The organism is Xenorhabdus thuongxuanensis (assembly GCF_001908095.1).
GTDB classification, from domain to species: domain Bacteria; phylum Pseudomonadota; class Gammaproteobacteria; order Enterobacterales; family Enterobacteriaceae; genus Xenorhabdus; species Xenorhabdus thuongxuanensis.
Map to the genome: position 1 here is coordinate 63,761 of NZ_MKGR01000017.1, position 16,547 is coordinate 80,307.

Annotated in this window: 13 protein-coding genes; 8 read left to right on the forward strand and 5 right to left on the reverse strand. The window is 42.2% G+C overall.

Features of this window, described 5'->3' with window-relative positions; genetic code table 11:
* The first annotated feature begins 1 nt into the window (after position 1).
* From Xentx_RS12055 to Xentx_RS12070, 4 genes are read left to right on the forward strand one after another with little or no spacing between them, the layout of a single operon-like run.
* Positions 2-1,006: a ketopantoate reductase family protein gene (locus tag Xentx_RS12055; protein ID WP_074020479.1), complete on the forward strand. Its 1,005-nt coding sequence runs from the start codon at positions 2-4 to the stop codon at positions 1,004-1,006.
* A complete protein-coding gene (locus tag Xentx_RS12060) occupies positions 1,006-2,223 on the forward strand; it encodes an aromatic ring-hydroxylating oxygenase subunit alpha (protein ID WP_074020480.1) in 1,218 nt (405 codons plus the stop codon). Before Xentx_RS12055 ends, Xentx_RS12060 begins: the two co-directional genes overlap by 1 nt.
* A complete protein-coding gene (locus Xentx_RS12065; RefSeq protein ID WP_074020481.1) occupies positions 2,220-5,537 on the forward strand; it encodes a non-ribosomal peptide synthetase in 3,318 nt (1,105 codons plus the stop codon). Before Xentx_RS12060 ends, Xentx_RS12065 begins: the two co-directional genes overlap by 4 nt.
* A 22-nt stretch (positions 5,538-5,559) precedes the next feature.
* Entirely contained in the window at positions 5,560-6,300 is a 741-nt protein-coding gene (locus Xentx_RS12070) for a thioesterase II family protein (RefSeq protein WP_083600954.1), read from the forward strand.
* A 111-nt stretch (positions 6,301-6,411) separates the two neighbouring features.
* Here the strand turns inward: Xentx_RS12070 and znuB are convergent, their stop codons facing one another.
* On the reverse strand, positions 6,412-7,197 hold the full coding sequence (gene znuB, locus Xentx_RS12075; RefSeq protein ID WP_074020483.1) for a zinc ABC transporter permease subunit ZnuB: 786 nt from the start codon (positions 7,195-7,197) through the stop codon (positions 6,412-6,414).
* Positions 7,194-7,976 carry a zinc ABC transporter ATP-binding protein ZnuC gene (znuC, locus tag Xentx_RS12080; protein WP_074020493.1) on the reverse strand — a complete coding sequence of 261 codons (783 nt, stop codon included), beginning with the start codon at positions 7,974-7,976 and terminating at the stop codon, positions 7,194-7,196. Before znuC ends, znuB begins: the two co-directional genes overlap by 4 nt.
* Before the next feature lie 52 nt (positions 7,977-8,028).
* Between znuC and znuA the strand changes: the two genes are divergently transcribed.
* From znuA to lpxM, 3 genes are all read left to right on the forward strand, one after another.
* Positions 8,029-9,006: a zinc ABC transporter substrate-binding protein ZnuA gene (znuA, locus tag Xentx_RS12085; protein ID WP_074020484.1), complete on the forward strand. Its 978-nt coding sequence runs from the start codon at positions 8,029-8,031 to the stop codon at positions 9,004-9,006.
* 20 nt (positions 9,007-9,026) lie between these two features.
* Positions 9,027-10,343, forward strand: a complete 1,317-nt coding sequence (mepM, locus tag Xentx_RS12090; protein WP_074020485.1) for a murein DD-endopeptidase MepM — start codon at positions 9,027-9,029, stop codon at positions 10,341-10,343.
* A gap of 122 nt (positions 10,344-10,465) precedes the next feature.
* Entirely contained in the window at positions 10,466-11,434 is a 969-nt protein-coding gene (lpxM, locus tag Xentx_RS12095; RefSeq protein WP_074020486.1) for a lauroyl-Kdo(2)-lipid IV(A) myristoyltransferase, read from the forward strand.
* A gap of 144 nt (positions 11,435-11,578) precedes the next feature.
* On the opposite strand, the gene pyk is transcribed toward lpxM, so the two are convergent.
* Entirely contained in the window at positions 11,579-13,021 is a 1,443-nt protein-coding gene (gene pyk, locus Xentx_RS12100; RefSeq protein WP_074020487.1) for a pyruvate kinase, read from the reverse strand.
* A 224-nt stretch (positions 13,022-13,245) separates the two neighbouring features.
* Positions 13,246-14,094 carry a MurR/RpiR family transcriptional regulator gene (locus tag Xentx_RS12105; protein WP_074020488.1) on the reverse strand — a complete coding sequence of 283 codons (849 nt, stop codon included), beginning with the start codon at positions 14,092-14,094 and terminating at the stop codon, positions 13,246-13,248.
* Between the two features lie 341 nt (positions 14,095-14,435).
* On the opposite strand from Xentx_RS12105, the gene zwf reads away from it, so the two are divergent.
* A complete protein-coding gene (gene zwf, locus Xentx_RS12110) occupies positions 14,436-15,911 on the forward strand; it encodes a glucose-6-phosphate dehydrogenase (RefSeq protein ID WP_074020489.1) in 1,476 nt (491 codons plus the stop codon).
* 108 nt (positions 15,912-16,019) lie between these two features.
* Here zwf and Xentx_RS12115 read toward each other — a convergent pair whose 3' ends face one another.
* Positions 16,020-16,241 (reverse strand): hypothetical protein, encoded by a 222-nt coding sequence (locus tag Xentx_RS12115; RefSeq protein WP_074020490.1) that lies wholly within the window; start codon positions 16,239-16,241, stop codon positions 16,020-16,022.
* Positions 16,242-16,547 lie beyond the last annotated feature (306 nt).

Here is a 16,547-nt window from a genome sequence, read left to right on the forward strand (position 1 = left end):
TATGCTGAGGATAGGCATTATTGGTACAGGCGCGGTTGCGTGTTATTTGGCTCATCAATGCAAGAAACAAGGATGTCAGGTTTTTTTATTATCTTCACGAGGGATAAGGAACCAGATATCACCTATCAGCCAAATACAACTCAGTGATGATACAAATAATGATCAGGTAATAAGTAGGGATCTTGGCAGTATCATTATTGATGGTCATTGTACTGACTATACAGATTTTTTGTCCAAAGATTTCGACCAATTGTATGTGTGCAGTAAAACAGTTTCCAATCAGCATATTTGTCAGCAATTATCGCGTAATAAACATCGGCTCCGCAGCCCTGTTGTCATATTTCAAAATGGTTTTACCACAGAACAAACCTTTATTGACGAGGCATTAGGTGTCACGGTTATTCGTGGTGTGCTCAACTTCTCAGTGACTCTGCATGGTAAACAAAACCTGAGATTGATGTTCCTTAAAACCAGCTATCTTGGATGCACTGAACTGACTGAACAGGCAGAAGCGGATATTTTGGCAGTTTTGGATTTACTCAACCGAGTCGGCATTCCCTTCGAAGGTTGTGAAGATATCGCACATAAAGCTTTTGCCAAAAACACGCTCAATGCGGCGGCCTCTGTGTGCGGATTAGTCCGTATCGGTGTATATACAGCGATGCGTAATTATGCTTCCCGATTTGTTATTCAATCGATTATTGACGAGTGCGCTGCCATTGGCGAAAAAACCGGATATGTCAAAGATAGCGAAAGTTTCCGGCGTCAATCCGTGGGGTATTTAATGTCAATTCCCGATTTTAATTCTTCTTTGGTGTTGGATGTTATCAATGGCAGGGAAACAGAGGCAGATACCTTACTTGCTTCCTTGGTCAAACTTAGCCAACGAATAGACATAGCCACGCCAAATCTGAATTTTGTTTATCGTTATTTCGATTTTTACAACACATATATAACCCAATCTCAGACATTCACGAAAACTATTCTGGTCGAAGGAGATGCCTAATGAGTAATACTACAATCGATACCACAATCATATTACCTGAAGGTGGTGAAGGGGTTCTGAATAACATATTTTCTCCTTATGCTGATTATTTCATCGACATGATCGGCCAGCGTAACTCTCATATTGCGACTGAACCAGTTGGAATATATGAGAGCCAAATTAAGCATTATGTTTGTCAGGACTATTTTAATTACGAACAGAAAGAACTGTGGAAAAAGATCCCCCAGTTTGTAGCCCCCATCCAAACATTGGAAAAAGTTGGCGACTTTATTACGGTTGATTATCAGGGACGTGTGCCTATGATCGTGAGTAAAGTCGATGATAATCGTTGTGCTGTATTTGAAAATGTCTGCCCACATCGAGGAGCCAGACTTGAACATCATCAAGAAGGGTGTAAAAAAGCCTTTGTTTGCCCTTATCACAGTTGGTCATTCAGTCACCAAGGTCATCTGATTGCCGCCCGTTGGCGAGAAGCTTTCCCTGAAATACCCGATCAATATCGTTCGCTTAATGCAATTGATACTCAACAAAAGTTCAGTATGTTGTGGCAAATACCGAGCGAATCTATGCCTGACTTTTCGCTGGAACATTGGTTCTCTGCCATTGACGATCAAATTTCCGCTATCGGTTTTGAACAACACCAATTGCTGAATTCCCGTGAAAGGATGGTTAAAGCCAACTGGAAATTACTGATTGAAAACTTTATTGAATATTATCATGTCCAGTCTCTGCACCGAAACAGTCTGGCTCCCACATTAAATGGCCAGCTTTACTCACTGGATTCTTTTGCCCAGCATGGCCGGATTTTGACCCCACTAAAAAATTTGGCTCAGGTTCGTCGACAAACACCGCATAAGACACGTCGGGAAATGGTTGCCACTTATTTGCTATTCCCCAATGTGATTATCGGGGTACAGCCTTATCATGTTTTTGTCTCTTTTTACCATCCTGTGTCGGCAAACCAAACCTGGTCAAAGACGTTCAACTTTATTCATAAAGCGGATGAGGCGATAAGCGAGGTATGCCAATTGGATGTGGAATATCTGGCTGAAGCCCTTGAAGAGGACTACGAGGCTATTGAACAAGTGCAAAGAAACTTGGAAGTATGTACAGCGCCGAGCCTGCTGTACGGCGAAGCGGAATCCCTTATTGTTCAGTTGCATCGCAATTTGGCAGCCATTCTTCACCAAAGTGGCAAGGAGGCGAACAAGGTATGAGTGAGATAAGAGATCAAGAGAGTGCTGATTTTGAGATTGATGAAGTTCCGGTATCGGCTGGCCAGCAAGATTTGTGGTTGGCAGAACAATTAACTGCAAAACAACTTTACATTGTACCCGTAACCTACGAATTGGTTGGCTCATTGGATCAGGATAAATTGCTGGATGCGATTGCACAAACGGTACAAAACAGTGAAGCTTTTCGTACCGCATTTGTCGAAAGTGATCAGGGATTGGTTCAGCATATCTATCCTGAGATTGAGTTGCCTGTTACTGTGATAGATCTATCTGGGAAAGGCATAGCATCAGATAATAATGAACGCCTGCAATTGGCATTAACCCACTGTCAGCATAATTTGGAAACCCCATTTACTTTGGGACAACCCGGTTTGGCACGTTTCTTACTGATCAAGTTAGGAGAGCAAAACCATATTTTGCATTTCTGCCTCCATCACCTGATTTGCGACAATGATTCAGTGGCATTGATTCTCAATAATATTGCTACAGCATATGCTGGAGGGGCGTTACCGAGCGGTGATGCTGATGCCGATATCCTCGAATATGCTGAATTTGCTAGCTGGCAGAATGAATTGTTGCGTGGTGAGTATCTTGCTGATGATGAAGAGTATTGGTTGAAAGAGCTTGAGGGGGTAGATGGGCGACTGGAATTGACTATTGGTAACCCTGTTTCATCAAAAAATGAGCAAGGTAACATGATCCGGTGTCAGCTAACGCCTTCTTTAGTTACCGCCTTTAATCATTGTGCCGCTACTTTGGGCATTTCACCAGCACTGGGTTATTTCACCCTATATGCTTCTCTGCTGTATCGGCTGACAGGACAACAAACTATTGTGTTTGGGGTGCCGGCTTCTTTGCGAGATGATCAGCGTTTGGAGAAAACGATAGGTTATTTTATCAATGTGTTGCCGATTAAAGTAATATTCCACCCGCAAATCAGTTTTGCCGATATCGCAGTTCAGCTTAGTCGCCAGCTTTATAACGGCATTGAACATCAGCAATTTCCCTATAGCCATATCGTACGTAGTGTCAGCCATGCCCAGCAAATCCCACAGGCTCCCTTATTCAATGTAATGTACAACTATTTTGTTGGCCAGGGGGATTGGGCATTGTCCGGAACTCAATCCCGTCAACATGAGTTAACGCCCGTTGGGGGGAAATTCCCATTGACGTTGTTTGTGGTTAATCACGCTGATACCATGGAGTTAAGTTTTGAATATCAATACGCCCATATTGCGGCAGATTATGCCAAAGTATTAAGCGACAGTTATCAACAATTGTGTGCGGCGATGGTTCTTGATGTTGATCAGGAAGTGTTGGCACAGCCTTTGCTGAATGGGTCTGATTATCAACGTCAAGTGCTGGCATTTAACCAGACTGATACTGTCTTTCAAGGGGACTTTTGCCACCATTTTTTCCGTCAATTGGACGCTGAACCGGAACTAACAGCGATTGAATATTGGGACGGATCGCGAACTGAACGACTCAGTTATGAAAAATTGTACCACTTAAGCCAACGGATAGCTGACGAATTACGCAGTCATATTATTTCAGACACACCACGGCAAGCTAAGGTGGTTATTTTCTCTGGTGCCACTCCTCTGGCTTTAGCCACAATCGTTACTTGTTTGATTGAAGGTATTGTATGGATACCCGTAGATAGCCACTTACCCCTCAATCGTCTGTTGTTGATTGTTGAGGATGCCGCTCCTGATGCCATAGTGATAGAGGATAAGAGCGCTGGCAAAAATACATCCTTGCTGGCGGCAATGGAGCGTTTCAATACACCCGTTATTGAGTTGAAAAGTGAATGGGAAATAAGGAATGGCGATAATCGCACGAATCCTACCCCTTTGGCTCCTCGTTGGAAACTGATCGCAGAAAATGACTGCCTTTGCTACATGATTTATACCTCCGGTACAACAGGTAAGCCAAAAGGCGTTGAGATTTATCGCAAAGGTCTTAATAACTATCTTAACTGGGCGGCACAGGCCTATATGCCGTCAGGTGAACATGACTTGGGAGGGTTGGGTGTGCCAGTGACCACTTCCTTCGGGTTTGATGCCACCATTACTAGTTTGCTCCTGCCATTGATTACACGGGGACACGCCATACTTTTTTCTGCGCAGGCTAGCCAGGATGGGGCATTATTGCGCTTATTTGAGTTAAGTAAGCCTTTGGGGTTAATGAAAACTACACCTTCACAATTGGAACATTTAGCATTAAGCATGGGTCAGAAGCAGGCTCCGTTAGATGTTAAGGTCATAGTAATCGGTGGTGAGCAAATGAGTTGTGCACATCTGGGCTATCTCAAGACAATAGCGCCAGAAAGTGTAAGTTTTAATGAATATGGCCCGACAGAGACAGTCGTTGGTTGCTGCGTAGAGCGATTGAATATCGCTGTTGAAGCAAACCAAAGTTGTCATGGAGTGTTACCGATAGGTTCTCCTATCGCCAATACACGGATGTATGTGCTGAATGAAAGGGGTTGCCATCAACCCTCAGGCGTGATTGGTGAATTGTTCATTGGTGGTGAGGGAGTAGCTAAAGGATATTGGCAGCGCACGGATTTAACGGCTGCTGCATTCATTGCAGATCCGTTTTCAAAAGTTAATGGGGAACGGCTTTACAAAACTGGCGATCTGGCTTGCTTTACAGCGGATAATAAACTCTTATGCTTGGGACGAAAGGATAATCAGATTAAGCTTCGTGGTTACAGGATTGAACCGGAAGAGATTGAGTCGTGGATTAAACAGGTGCCGGATATTGACAAGGCAGTGGTCGTGGTTGAAAAACGGTCCCATGAACGGCTTTGTGGCTATCTGGTTGCGTCCCCGATATTTACGGGAACTGCCCAGGAACTTATTGATAAGGTCAAACAGTATCTGCAAGGCCAATTGCCGAATTACATGATCCCGACACAATTGCGGGTGATTGAAGTAATTCCTTATACAATTAATAACAAGATCGATACTGCCGCATTATTGGCATTAGGGGTGAACTCAATCGCTCCTATTGCTGAGAAGCATCTGGAATATGACTTGGATTCTGATATAGCAATACAAGTTTTGACTCATTTTAGCGAGGCGCTAAATCGCCATATTGTTTCGCCGGAAGATGATTTCTTTCAGCTAGGGGGGGATTCCTTGATGGCAGTGCGTTTGCTGGCAAAAATCAATGCACATTTTACTATTGAGGTAAAACTCAAAACCTTCTATCAACAAGCATCCTTGAAAAATTTGATTACGTTGGTAGAAGAAAGAATACGCTATGGTAATAGGAATATTGACAAGTGATTTGAGAGGGAGAGGGGGTAGTTTGGAAAATAATAAGTTGTTTATTATACCAAAGCTGATCAGCAGTCCGAGGTTGAGACTCTTTTGCTTTCCATATGCGGGGGGATCTGCGAGAACTTATTTTGATTGGGCAGAACATTTTAATGATGATATTGAGATAGTTGCTGTTCAGCCACCAGGGCGAGCAACCCGAATGGGTGAAACCCTGTATGAAGATTTGTACTCTCTGGTCGATGAGTTAATGACCCATGCTACATTTATTACGCAGCTCCCTTATATATTTATTGGGCATAGCTTGGGATGTCGGGTGGCATTTGAACTTGCTTGTCAATTGCAGTCCTGTGCTTACCCTGTCCCCGTACACTTTTTCGCATCAGGGTGTCCAGCACCGCATTTGAAGGATAATAATCCTTATACCCATAACTTACCTCGTGACGAATTTATCCGTGAGCTACAGAAAATGAATGGTGCCACTGATGAGATATTGTTGAATAGTGAACTTATGGATATATTACTGCCTGTTTTGAGGGCTGATTTCAAGATGGCCGAAACCTATCAGCCAGAGCGATTTGTCCTAAAAAGTCCGATAACTGTTTTAAGTGGTGATTCTGATCCTGATGTTAAACCGATTGAACTTTATGCTTGGTCAGAATTATCCAACGAAGATTTAACGATCCAATATATCCAGGGAGATCATTTTTTTATTGATCAAAATAAAGGACGGGTTATAGAGGTTATGTCATCTGCATTATCACTAATGTGACATTCTTCACTATTAAAAAAAGGGTTATAACTTATCTAAATTATAACCCTTGTTAGTTGTATTTAAGTTGCTGCTAAAAAGCAGCAAATTGAAAGGTGAAGGGGATAAATATCAGCTTCTTGCCTTGCCCATTAAACTCAATGCAAATAACACTGCCGAACAAAGTACAACGGAAGGCCCTGCTGGTGTGTTATAAAACGCCGATAACGTTAATCCTCCTGTAACAGAAAGCATACCGACAATAATTGCAAAAGTTGCCATCTGTTCAGGTGTGCGGGAGAAACGCCGAGAGGTAGCGGCAGGGATAATCAACAGGGAGGTGATAATTAACGCCCCGACGAATTTCATTGCCAGCCCAATAGTTAATGCTGTTACTAACATCAGTAAAACACGCAGACGTTGAATTTTAATGCCATCGACAAAAGCCAAATCTTGGCTAACTGTCATTGATAGCAGGGCGCGCCATTGCCATGTCAGTAATCCGGTAACAATCGCGACACCGGCCGCAATCAACCAGAGATCTTCATAAGTAACAGACAATAAATCGCCAAATAAATAAGCCATTAGATCGACCCTGACACTGGTCATAAAACTAACGACGACTAAACCCAGCGACAGAGCACTGTGAGCCAGAATGCCTAATAATGTATCAACTGCCAATTGTGGGCGTTTTTCCAGCCAAACTAAAATAGTGGCTAGAGTAAGTGTAACTGCAATAACCGCATAAAATGGATTCACATTCAGTAAGAAACCGAATGCAACACCAAGCAGTGATGCGTGGGCTAATGTATCGCCAAAATAGGACATTCTGCGCCAAACGACAAAAGAACCAAGAGGCCCAGCGGCAATTGCTAAAAAAATACCGGCGAGCCAGCCAGGAAGCAGTAACTCAATCATCGGCCTGATCCTCCAACATTATTCAAAATAACTTTCCCTTTAAGATCATGATGATGATTGTGGTGATGGCGGTAGACTGCCAGTTGTTCTGCGCCATGATGCCCAAACATTGCGATAAATTCTGGGTGCATTGACACCACTTCCGGTGTACCAGAGCAGCAAATATGTTGATTAAGGCATAAAACTTCGTCCGTTTTTGCCATCACTAAATGCAGGTCATGGGATACCATAAGTACAGCGCAATTAAGCTCTGTTCTGATTTGATTGATTAAATCATAAAGCGCCAGTTGACCATTGACATCAACACCTTGTGTTGGTTCATCAAGAACTAAAAGCTGAGGATGGTTAAGTAAGGCTCTGGCGAGTAGCACTCTCTGAGTTTCTCCACCAGACAGCTTTTGCATCGGTTGCTCCAGTAAGTGAGCAGCCTTGACCCTATTTAATACCGGCATGATATCTACTGGTTTCACATTGAGCCTTAGTAGCATAAACCGCTTAACAGTCAAAGGCAGGGTGGGATCAAGGTTAATTTTTTGCGGAACATAACCAATTCTCAACGCGGGACTTTGTTCGATAGTGCCCGAAGTGGGTTGGACTAAACCAAGAACGACGCGAACCAGAGTTGATTTTCCCGCCCCGTTTGGGCCGATCAGAGTCAGAATTTTCCCTTGTTTGAGATTGAATGAAATATTGTTTAATACCTTGCGGTTACCAAATTCAACCGTAATATTTTTTAGGGTAATCATAGTTGGCGAGTTAAAAGTGTCTTGCAGAATCATTGAAATGTTATAATATAACATTATTCAATTTTCTGCATGGAATATTCATATTATGTTACACAAATCACAGAAATACGCGCATAAATTTTTTCATAAAATTGCATTAGCTACTGTGTTAGTGGCAGGAGTGAATTGCTCTGCACAGGCAGATGTTGTCACCTCCATTCGTCCATTGGGTTTTATTGCTGCTGCCATTGCTGATGGTGTAACAAATACTCAAGTACTTCTGCCTGATGGCGCTTCTCCACATGATTATGCGCTACGGCCTCTGGATGTACAAAAAATTAATCAAGCTGACTTAGTTGTTTGGATTGGTCCAGATATGGAAATTTTTTTAGCAAAACCGATAGCTAAAATTGAACGGAGTAAACAACTGTCACTGGCTGAATTATCTACTATTAAGCCATTATTATTGAAAAATAGTGAAGAATTGAAGGATAGTGAAGATAGTAATGATTCCGGTTCTGAATCATATCAGCATAAACATGAGGAAGATCATGAACATCATCATCACGGTGAATATAATATGCACATTTGGCTTTCTCCGAAGATCGCGGAAAAAGTCGCTCAGGCGATATACGATCGGCTTATTGAGCAGTATCCTCAGCAAAAACAGCAATTAGAAGTAAACCTACGTAAATTCAATGGACAGCTTGCACAAACTGATAAGAATATTACTCATGTTTTAAAACCCATACAAAAAAAGGGTTATTTTGTTTTTCATGACGCATATGGCTATTTTGAAAAACATTACCAATTGGCTCCGCTAGGTGTTTTCACGGTCAATCCTGAAATACAGCCTGGCGCGCAGAGATTACATAAAATACGAACACAATTGGTTGAGCAGAAAGTAAAGTGTATTTTTGCTGAACCTCAATTCAGGCCAGCCGTTATTCATGCCGTAGCAAAAGGTACTGATGTACGTATTGGAATACTTGACCCTTTAGGGAGTGGCATCGTGTTGGATAAAGATAGCTACATGAAATTTATAACTCAGCTATCAAAACAATATGTGAGCTGCCTGAATTAGTACAATAAGGAATTTTATTAGTGCAGCAGATAGCTAAAACTATCGTTCTGGTATACAACAACCTGCCCAAACCCCACAAGATCATGCTTGGATCTCTAACGTTAGTCACTTTGGCTATCGCGATATGGCGCCCTGTTGCTTACCATGAAAGAGAAGAACGGACAGGTAGCATTATTCTTAGTACTCCCGATAGCATTCCTGATGCGACGGATGATGTTGCTGGAGATGCTAATGAACAACTCCCCAATGAAGGTATTGGGGATGATGATGGCAGTTCTGTTGATACAGCAGCAAATGTTCCGCATCAATATATTGTCTCCAGTGGTGATACCCTGAGTTCGATTTTAACTCAGTTTGGAATTGATTCCTCTGAAGTTGCTTTATTAGCAAATCAATATAAAGCATTGCGTAATTTAGGTATTGGTCAGTCATTATCGTGGACTACTGATGATAATGGAAATTTAAAAACGCTGACATGGGATATATCACGTCGTGAAACTCGCGTTTATACGCGTGAAGGAGATACTTTTAATGAAACGCAAAAGCTTCAGAAAGGAGAATGGAAAAACAGTGTTATCACAGGTTCAATCGATGGCAGTTTTAATAGTAGTGCCCTGATTGCTGGATTAACAAGCAGTGAAGCCAGAGAAGTGACAAAAGCACTACAATGGCAGATAGATTTCCGCAAATTGCGTAAAGGCGATCGTTTTTCTGTGTTGATGTCTCGTGAAATGCTCGATGGAAAAAGTGAACAGAGCCAGTTGTTAGGCGTTCGATTACAGAGTGGTGGCGACGATTATTATGCCTTCCGTGCCAATGATGGACGTTTTTATGACAGTAATGCTTCCGGTCTGGAGCGTGGCTTCCTGCGTTTTCCCACAACGAAACAATTCAGAGTGTCTTCTTCTTTCAACCCACGTCGCTTAAATCCGGTAACGGGCAGAATTACAGCGCATAAGGGGGTTGATTTTGCTATGCCAGTAGGAACCCCCGTTCTGGCAGTAGGTGATGGTGAAATCGTTGTAGCTAAATTTGATGGGGCAGCGGGTAATTTCATCGCCATTCGGCACGGTCGTCAATATACAACTCGATATATGCATTTGAGGAAAATACTAGTAAAACCGGGTCAGAAAGTGAAACGGGGTGAGCGTATTGCGCTATCAGGGAATACGGGGCGTTCAACAGGTCCACATTTGCACTTTGAATTCTGGGATAACCAGCGACCTGTGAATCCGCTCACTGCAAAATTACCGCGTTCTGGTGGCTTGAGTGGTAAAGAACGTACAGAATATGTAGCAATGATTCAAGAAATTAAACCTCAATTGTTGTTGGATTAAGTGCACCAAATTCCGATTATTGACGACATAAAAGCGGATGATTTCTATCGTCCGCTTTTATATTATTTTTTGTTGTAAACTTGATCCCCGAGAGCAAGTGTTGGAATCATCAGAGTTAGCTCATGAATAAAGAAAGAGATACAGATAGTAAATTGGGATATGTCCCTCGGTTTCATCGAGCTTATTTACATCCCCGTTATTGGGGGCTTTGGGCTGGCGTGGGAATATTAGCAGGATTGTCTTATGTCCCTGTAAAATGGCGCGATCCGTTTCTAGCCAAAATAGGCGTTTTGGCGGGCAAGAAAGCAAAAAGTGCTCGTCGCAGGGCAAAAATCAATTTAATTTACTGCTTTCCTGAACTAACGGAACAACAACGTGAAGAACTGATTGATTGCATGTTTGCCACCGCACCTCAATCATTTGTTATGCTGGCGGAGCTTTACCTCAGGGGGGCAAAATCGACACTTCAACGTACCCAATGGCATGGTGAAGACATTATTCAAGCCTTAGAAACACAAGGCAAGAATGTGATTTTTATGGTTCCACATGGTTGGTCTATTGATATTCCTGCGATGTTATTGGCTGCGCGTGGCCAAAAAATATCAGCTATGTTTAACCACCAAAGCAATCCTGTGGCTGATTACTTATGGAACAAAGTGCGCTGCCACTTTGGTGGTCGTTTGCATTCCCGTGATGCGGGAATTAAACCTTTTATCTCTACAGTGCGTGAAGGCTTTTGGGGATATTACTTGCCTGATCAGGATCATGGCGAAGAGCACAGCGAATTTGTCGATTTTTTTGCCACTTATAAAGCTACACTGCCTGCACTTGGGCGCTTAATGAAAGTTTGCCGTGCGGCCATTGTTCCATTATTTCCGGTTTATAATTGCCAAACTCATCAATTGGATATTTATATCCGTCCACCCATGAATGATCTTGCAGGACAGGATGATGCTTATATTGCTCGCCGGATGAATGAGGAATTGGAGGAATTGGTTAAGCCGAATCCTGAACAATACACTTGGATTTTAAAATTGCTTAAAACGCGGAAAGAAGGGGATATAGAGCCTTATAAAAGGGAAGATTTTTGATTATTGGAATACAGCTCTATAAGTTCTAACATCGATTTTTTGCTATCAACAAAAAACAAAGCATTCTCCATTAGTAATGCCTAAATTATGATAAGGAGCAGTAGCGGTATACTGTCCCTTATCATTTGTTTTATGAATAGTTCATTATTCTACTTCAAGTACGCGACAGGTATTGGTACTGCCAATAGTTCCCATCTGATCACCTTGGGTCACGAGTACCAAATCTCCAGAGATGAGATAGCCCTTATCGCGCAGGCGATTCACTGCTTCGTTTGCCGCAGCGATCCCATCAGTATGTGAGCTACAATAAACTGGCGTCACACCACGATAAAGGGCGGTACGGTTTAAGGTTGATTCATGGCGAGACATAGAGAAGATAGGCAGGCCAGAACTAATGCGGGACATCATGCGAGCTGTGCGGCCAGATTCAGTCATGGCAATAATTGCTTTGACGCCTTTCAGATGGTTGGCTGCATACATGGTAGACATTGAAATCGCTTCTTCAATGCTATCAAATGTAATATCGAGGCGATGTTTGGAAACATTGACACTTGGCACTTTTTCCGCACCAAGACAGACTTGTGCCATAGCGGCAACGGTTTCCGCAGGATATTGACCTGCCGCTGTTTCAGCAGAGAGCATAACAGCATCAGTACCATCCAGTACCGCATTGGCAACATCCATGACTTCAGCACGTGTTGGCATTGGGTTGGTGATCATGGATTCCATCATTTGTGTGGCAGTAATCACGACACGATTCAGTTGGCGAGCGCGACGGATCAGTTTCTTCTGTATACCAACCAGTTCAGGGTCACCAATTTCAACACCGAGATCACCACGAGCAACCATGACAACATCTGATGCCAGAATAATTTCATCGATAGTCTCATCACTGCTAACAGCTTCTGCTCGTTCAACTTTTGCGACGATTTGGGTTTCACAGCCTACGTCTCGTGCAAGACGGCGCGCATAATTCAAATCTTCACCTGAACGAGGGAAAGAAACAGCAAGATAATCAACACCAATTTTGGCAGCAGTGATGATATCTTCCTTATCTTTTGCTGTCAGTGCTTCGGCTGATAATCCGCCGCCCAATTTATTGATGCCTTTATTGTTGGAAAGTGGGCCTCCTACGGTCACTTCCGTGAAGACTTTCATACCCTGAACATCCAGGACTTTCAATTGAACGCGCCCATCATCCAATAGTAGGGTATCACCAGTCGTTACATCAGATGGCAATCCTTTATAGTCAATACCGACTTTTTCTTTATCTCCCTCTCCCTTACCTAGGTTGGCATCCAGCAGGAATTTATTCCCAACATTCAGGAAAACTTTTCCTTCTTTAAAGGTGGATATGCGTATTTTGGGTCCTTGAAGATCACCGAGGATGGCAACATGACAACCTAAACGGGCAGCAATTTCGCGCACTTTATTAGCACGTTGGATATGATCTTCCGCAGTGCCATGAGAGAAATTAAGGCGGACGACGTTGGCTCCCGCTTGAATAACTTTTTCTAGATTACCGTCACGATCTGTAGCTGGGCCAAGTGTAGTGACGATTTTTGTTCTTCTGAGCCGTTTGGACATGTATTACTCCGTTGACCTATGAAGTATACCTTTTGTTTTTCAAATTTCCGCACCGTTGGGTGGTAACTCGAAATCCATTGGGTATATGAGTTTTCGATTACCGTAGGATAACCATTTAATTTATTGATTATTAACCCCGTACTGCGAATATGCAGATGGTCTACATATGCTATCAGTCTGGAGAGTTGATAAATAGTGAACAAAAACACAGTCTATTTTCTGGTTTATTCATGCTTATCAAACCGTGAATTGCGCAACGCTTCTTTGACCCTTTTTAAATTATCCCTGAATTTTGAGCCTCGGCGTAGTGTGAAACCAGTGGCTAACACATCAATGATGGTTAATTGAGCAATTCTTGAAACCATCGGCATATAAATATCTGTATCTTCGGGTACATCCAACAGGATGGGGAGGGTAGCTTCATGTGCTAATGGAGAGCCTGTTGAGGTAATGGCGATCACTGTTGCATCGTTCTCGCGAGCCAGCTTAGCAATTTCTACAAGGCTTTTTGTTCTTCCTGTATGAGAAATTAATACGACAACATCTCCTTCGGTACTATTTATGCAGCTCATTCGTTGCATCACAATATCGTCAAAATAGGTCACTGGAATATTGAAGCGAAAAAATTTGTTCATAGCATCATGGGCCACTGCGGCTGATGCTCCTAAACCGAAAAAAGAAATTTTTCTGGCTTGTGTCAGAAGATCGACTGCACGGTTAATTGCTGCAATATCTAGATCACTTTTGACCGTTTCCAAACTTGCCATTACCGATTCAAAAATTTTATTTGTATAAGAGGTGACGCTGTCACTCTCTTCCACATTGCGGTTCACATAAGGTGTACCATTAGCAAGGCTCTGTGCCAGATGCAATTTAAAATCGGGAAACCCTTTGGTATCGAGACGACGACAAAAACGATTAACCGTTGGTTCACTCACATTCGCCATTTTAGCCAGAGTGGCAATACTTGAATGGATGGCGGTCTGTGGTGAAGCAAGGATAACTTGCGCAACCTTTTTCTCTGACTTACTCAAAACATCAAGACTATTTTGGAGCCGTTCCAGTGTGTTCATAAAACGAAGTTCAACCTCGGTTTTAACGATTTCATTAACAGGAGAAATCTATGTCATTTTTATGAAAATATACTACTTGTTATTGGAGGCTGGCAGTGGCATAACCGGATAATTTAGGATTTTTCATGAAAATATGACAAGTGTCTAACTTTCAACTTGGTAATATTACTTCTTAATAGTTGTAAATTTTCAGTTGTTATCCACTATTTGGTATAAAATCTGACCGTATAGTTAGTGAATACAATAATGAATAATCAGTGTTTACTGCATATAACCAAAAGAGTACATTACCCACAGATTCTGTAAAAAAATTACAATATCCCGTATTGAGGAGATGCAACATGGCGGTGACGTCTACAGCTCAGGCTTGTAATTTGGTAATTTTTGGGGCGAAAGGAGACTTAGCACGCCGGAAATTAATACCTTCCCTTTACCAGTTAGAAAAAGCGGGTTATATCCATTCTGATACCCGAATTATTGGCGTCGGTCGAGCTGACTGGGATAAAAAAGCCTATACCAAAGTTGTTGGAGAAGCATTGGCTACATTTATGTCCGAAAAATTAGACTCAGAATTGTGGAAAAAACTCAGTTCGCGTCTGGAATTTTGTAATTTGGACGTAAATGAAACAAAACATTTTACCGAATTGGCAAAAATCCTGAATAAAGATGGCTTACCTGCTATTCACTATTTTGCCATGCCACCAAGTACATTTGGAGCAGTATGCCATGGATTAGGCGCTGCGGGGCTGAATAAGGAACCCAACCGTGTTGTGATGGAAAAACCATTGGGAACAGATCTTGCCTCTTCCAGAGCAATTAATGATGAAGTTGCAAGATATTTCAATGAGAGACAAATATACCGTATTGATCATTATTTGGGGAAAGAAACGGTATTGAATTTGTTAGCGCTGCGTTTTGCCAACTCACTTTTTGTCAATAATTGGGATCATCGCACGATTGATCATGTGCAAATTACCGTTGCTGAGGAAGTCGGTATCGAAGGGCGTTGGGGTTATTTCGATCAGGCAGGGCAGATGCGTGACATGATCCAGAATCATCTTCTGCAAATTCTGACTATGATTGCCATGTCTCCACCGGCTGACTTGACAGCAGACCGCATTCGTGATGAGAAAGTAAAGGTGCTGCGTTCATTGCGTCGGATTGATCAAACTAACGTCAGGGAAAAAACGGTTCGCGGGCAATATACCGCAGGTTTTGTGCATGGTAAGAAAGTTCCTGGTTATCTGGAAGAAGAGGGGGCGAATAAAACCAGCAAAACGGAAACTTTTGTATCGATTCGTGTCGATATTGATGACTGGCGCTGGTCTGGTGTGCCTTTCTACCTGAGAACCGGAAAGCGATTGCCAGCTAAGTGTTCTGAAGTTGTCGTCTATTTCAAAGAGCCTTCTCTGAATCTGTTTGCTGAATCCTACCAGCAATTGCCGCAAAACAAATTGACAATCCGCTTGCAGCCAGATGAAGGTATTGATATTGAAGTGCTGAATAAAGCGCCGGGGCTGGAGCATAAACACCGTTTGCAAACTACTAAACTGGATTTGAGTTTCTCTGAAACATTTAATCAGACGCACCTTGCTGATGCTTATGAAAGGTTATTGTTGGAAGCGATGCGTGGTATTCAGGCATTGTTTGTCCGTCGCGATGAAGTGGAAGAAGCCTGGAAATGGGTGGATTCCATTATGGATGCATGGGCGGCGGATAATGAACCACCGAAACCTTATCAAGCAGGTACTTGGGGACCAGTGGCTTCTATTGCTATGATTACCCGCGATGGTCGTTCATGGAATGAGTTTGAATAATCTGCGTGTTCTTTAGTTCACATTAAGCGACTCATTGATAAAACATCAACCGGACCTAATGTCCGGTTGATGCTCAGTTTAAATACCTGCCGCTGTAACCGGTGTTTTTCAACGAGTACACCTTCCTTCAGCAGCAGAAATAGCCATACATGATTTATATACACTACGAAAACATTTCTCGTTCGCGCCACAGTCTTTATCTGCTTCTTTCATACAGTAATATTTACACCAACTGGGATCAAATTTGACTTGCTTTTGCAGTGTACTTGCTTGTGACATTCCTGCTGTGATTAGTAAAATGGTAGTGAAAATAAGTTGATGGAGTTTCATGTGTTCCTCCTGAAGTAAATTTATATAATAAATATTAATCTGGTGCCATTTTACATATGGTTCAATCTCACTTATGATTGTTTTATTTACAATATCAATTGAATAAGTAATTCATTGATATAGAACAAAACCGTGAAGTTATACATATTTTGGCACTTTCTTAATATGAATAAACTATAATGTAATTAATCTAAACGATAATTAAACTAAGTCCTCAAGAGAAATTAATTGCAAATTGGTCACCATAACCAGCTAATAATGTATTGATCTCATATTCCATGGTTTCCTGAGTCCAGGTGATAAAAC

Bases quoted from the DNA above. Each gene is read 5' to 3' on its own strand.
- Xentx_RS12055 (WP_074020479.1), top strand. From the start codon at position 2: ATGCTGAGGATAGGCATTATTGGTACAGGCGCGGTTGCGTGTTATTTG.
- Xentx_RS12060 (WP_074020480.1), top strand. From the start codon at position 1,006: ATGAGTAATACTACAATCGATACCACAATCATATTACCTGAAGGTGGT.
- Xentx_RS12065 (WP_074020481.1), top strand. From the start codon at position 2,220: ATGAGTGAGATAAGAGATCAAGAGAGTGCTGATTTTGAGATTGATGAA.
- znuB (WP_074020483.1), bottom strand. From the start codon at position 7,197: ATGATTGAGTTACTGCTTCCTGGCTGGCTCGCCGGTATTTTTTTAGCA.
- znuC (WP_074020493.1), bottom strand. From the start codon at position 7,976: ATGATTCTGCAAGACACTTTTAACTCGCCAACTATGATTACCCTAAAA.
- znuA (WP_074020484.1), top strand. From the start codon at position 8,029: ATGTTACACAAATCACAGAAATACGCGCATAAATTTTTTCATAAAATT.
- lpxM (WP_074020486.1), top strand. From the start codon at position 10,466: ATGAATAAAGAAAGAGATACAGATAGTAAATTGGGATATGTCCCTCGG.
- pyk (WP_074020487.1), bottom strand. From the start codon at position 13,021: ATGTCCAAACGGCTCAGAAGAACAAAAATCGTCACTACACTTGGCCCA.
- Xentx_RS12105 (WP_074020488.1), bottom strand. From the start codon at position 14,094: ATGAACACACTGGAACGGCTCCAAAATAGTCTTGATGTTTTGAGTAAG.
- zwf (WP_074020489.1), top strand. From the start codon at position 14,436: ATGGCGGTGACGTCTACAGCTCAGGCTTGTAATTTGGTAATTTTTGGG.
- Xentx_RS12115 (WP_074020490.1), bottom strand. From the start codon at position 16,241: ATGAAACTCCATCAACTTATTTTCACTACCATTTTACTAATCACAGCA.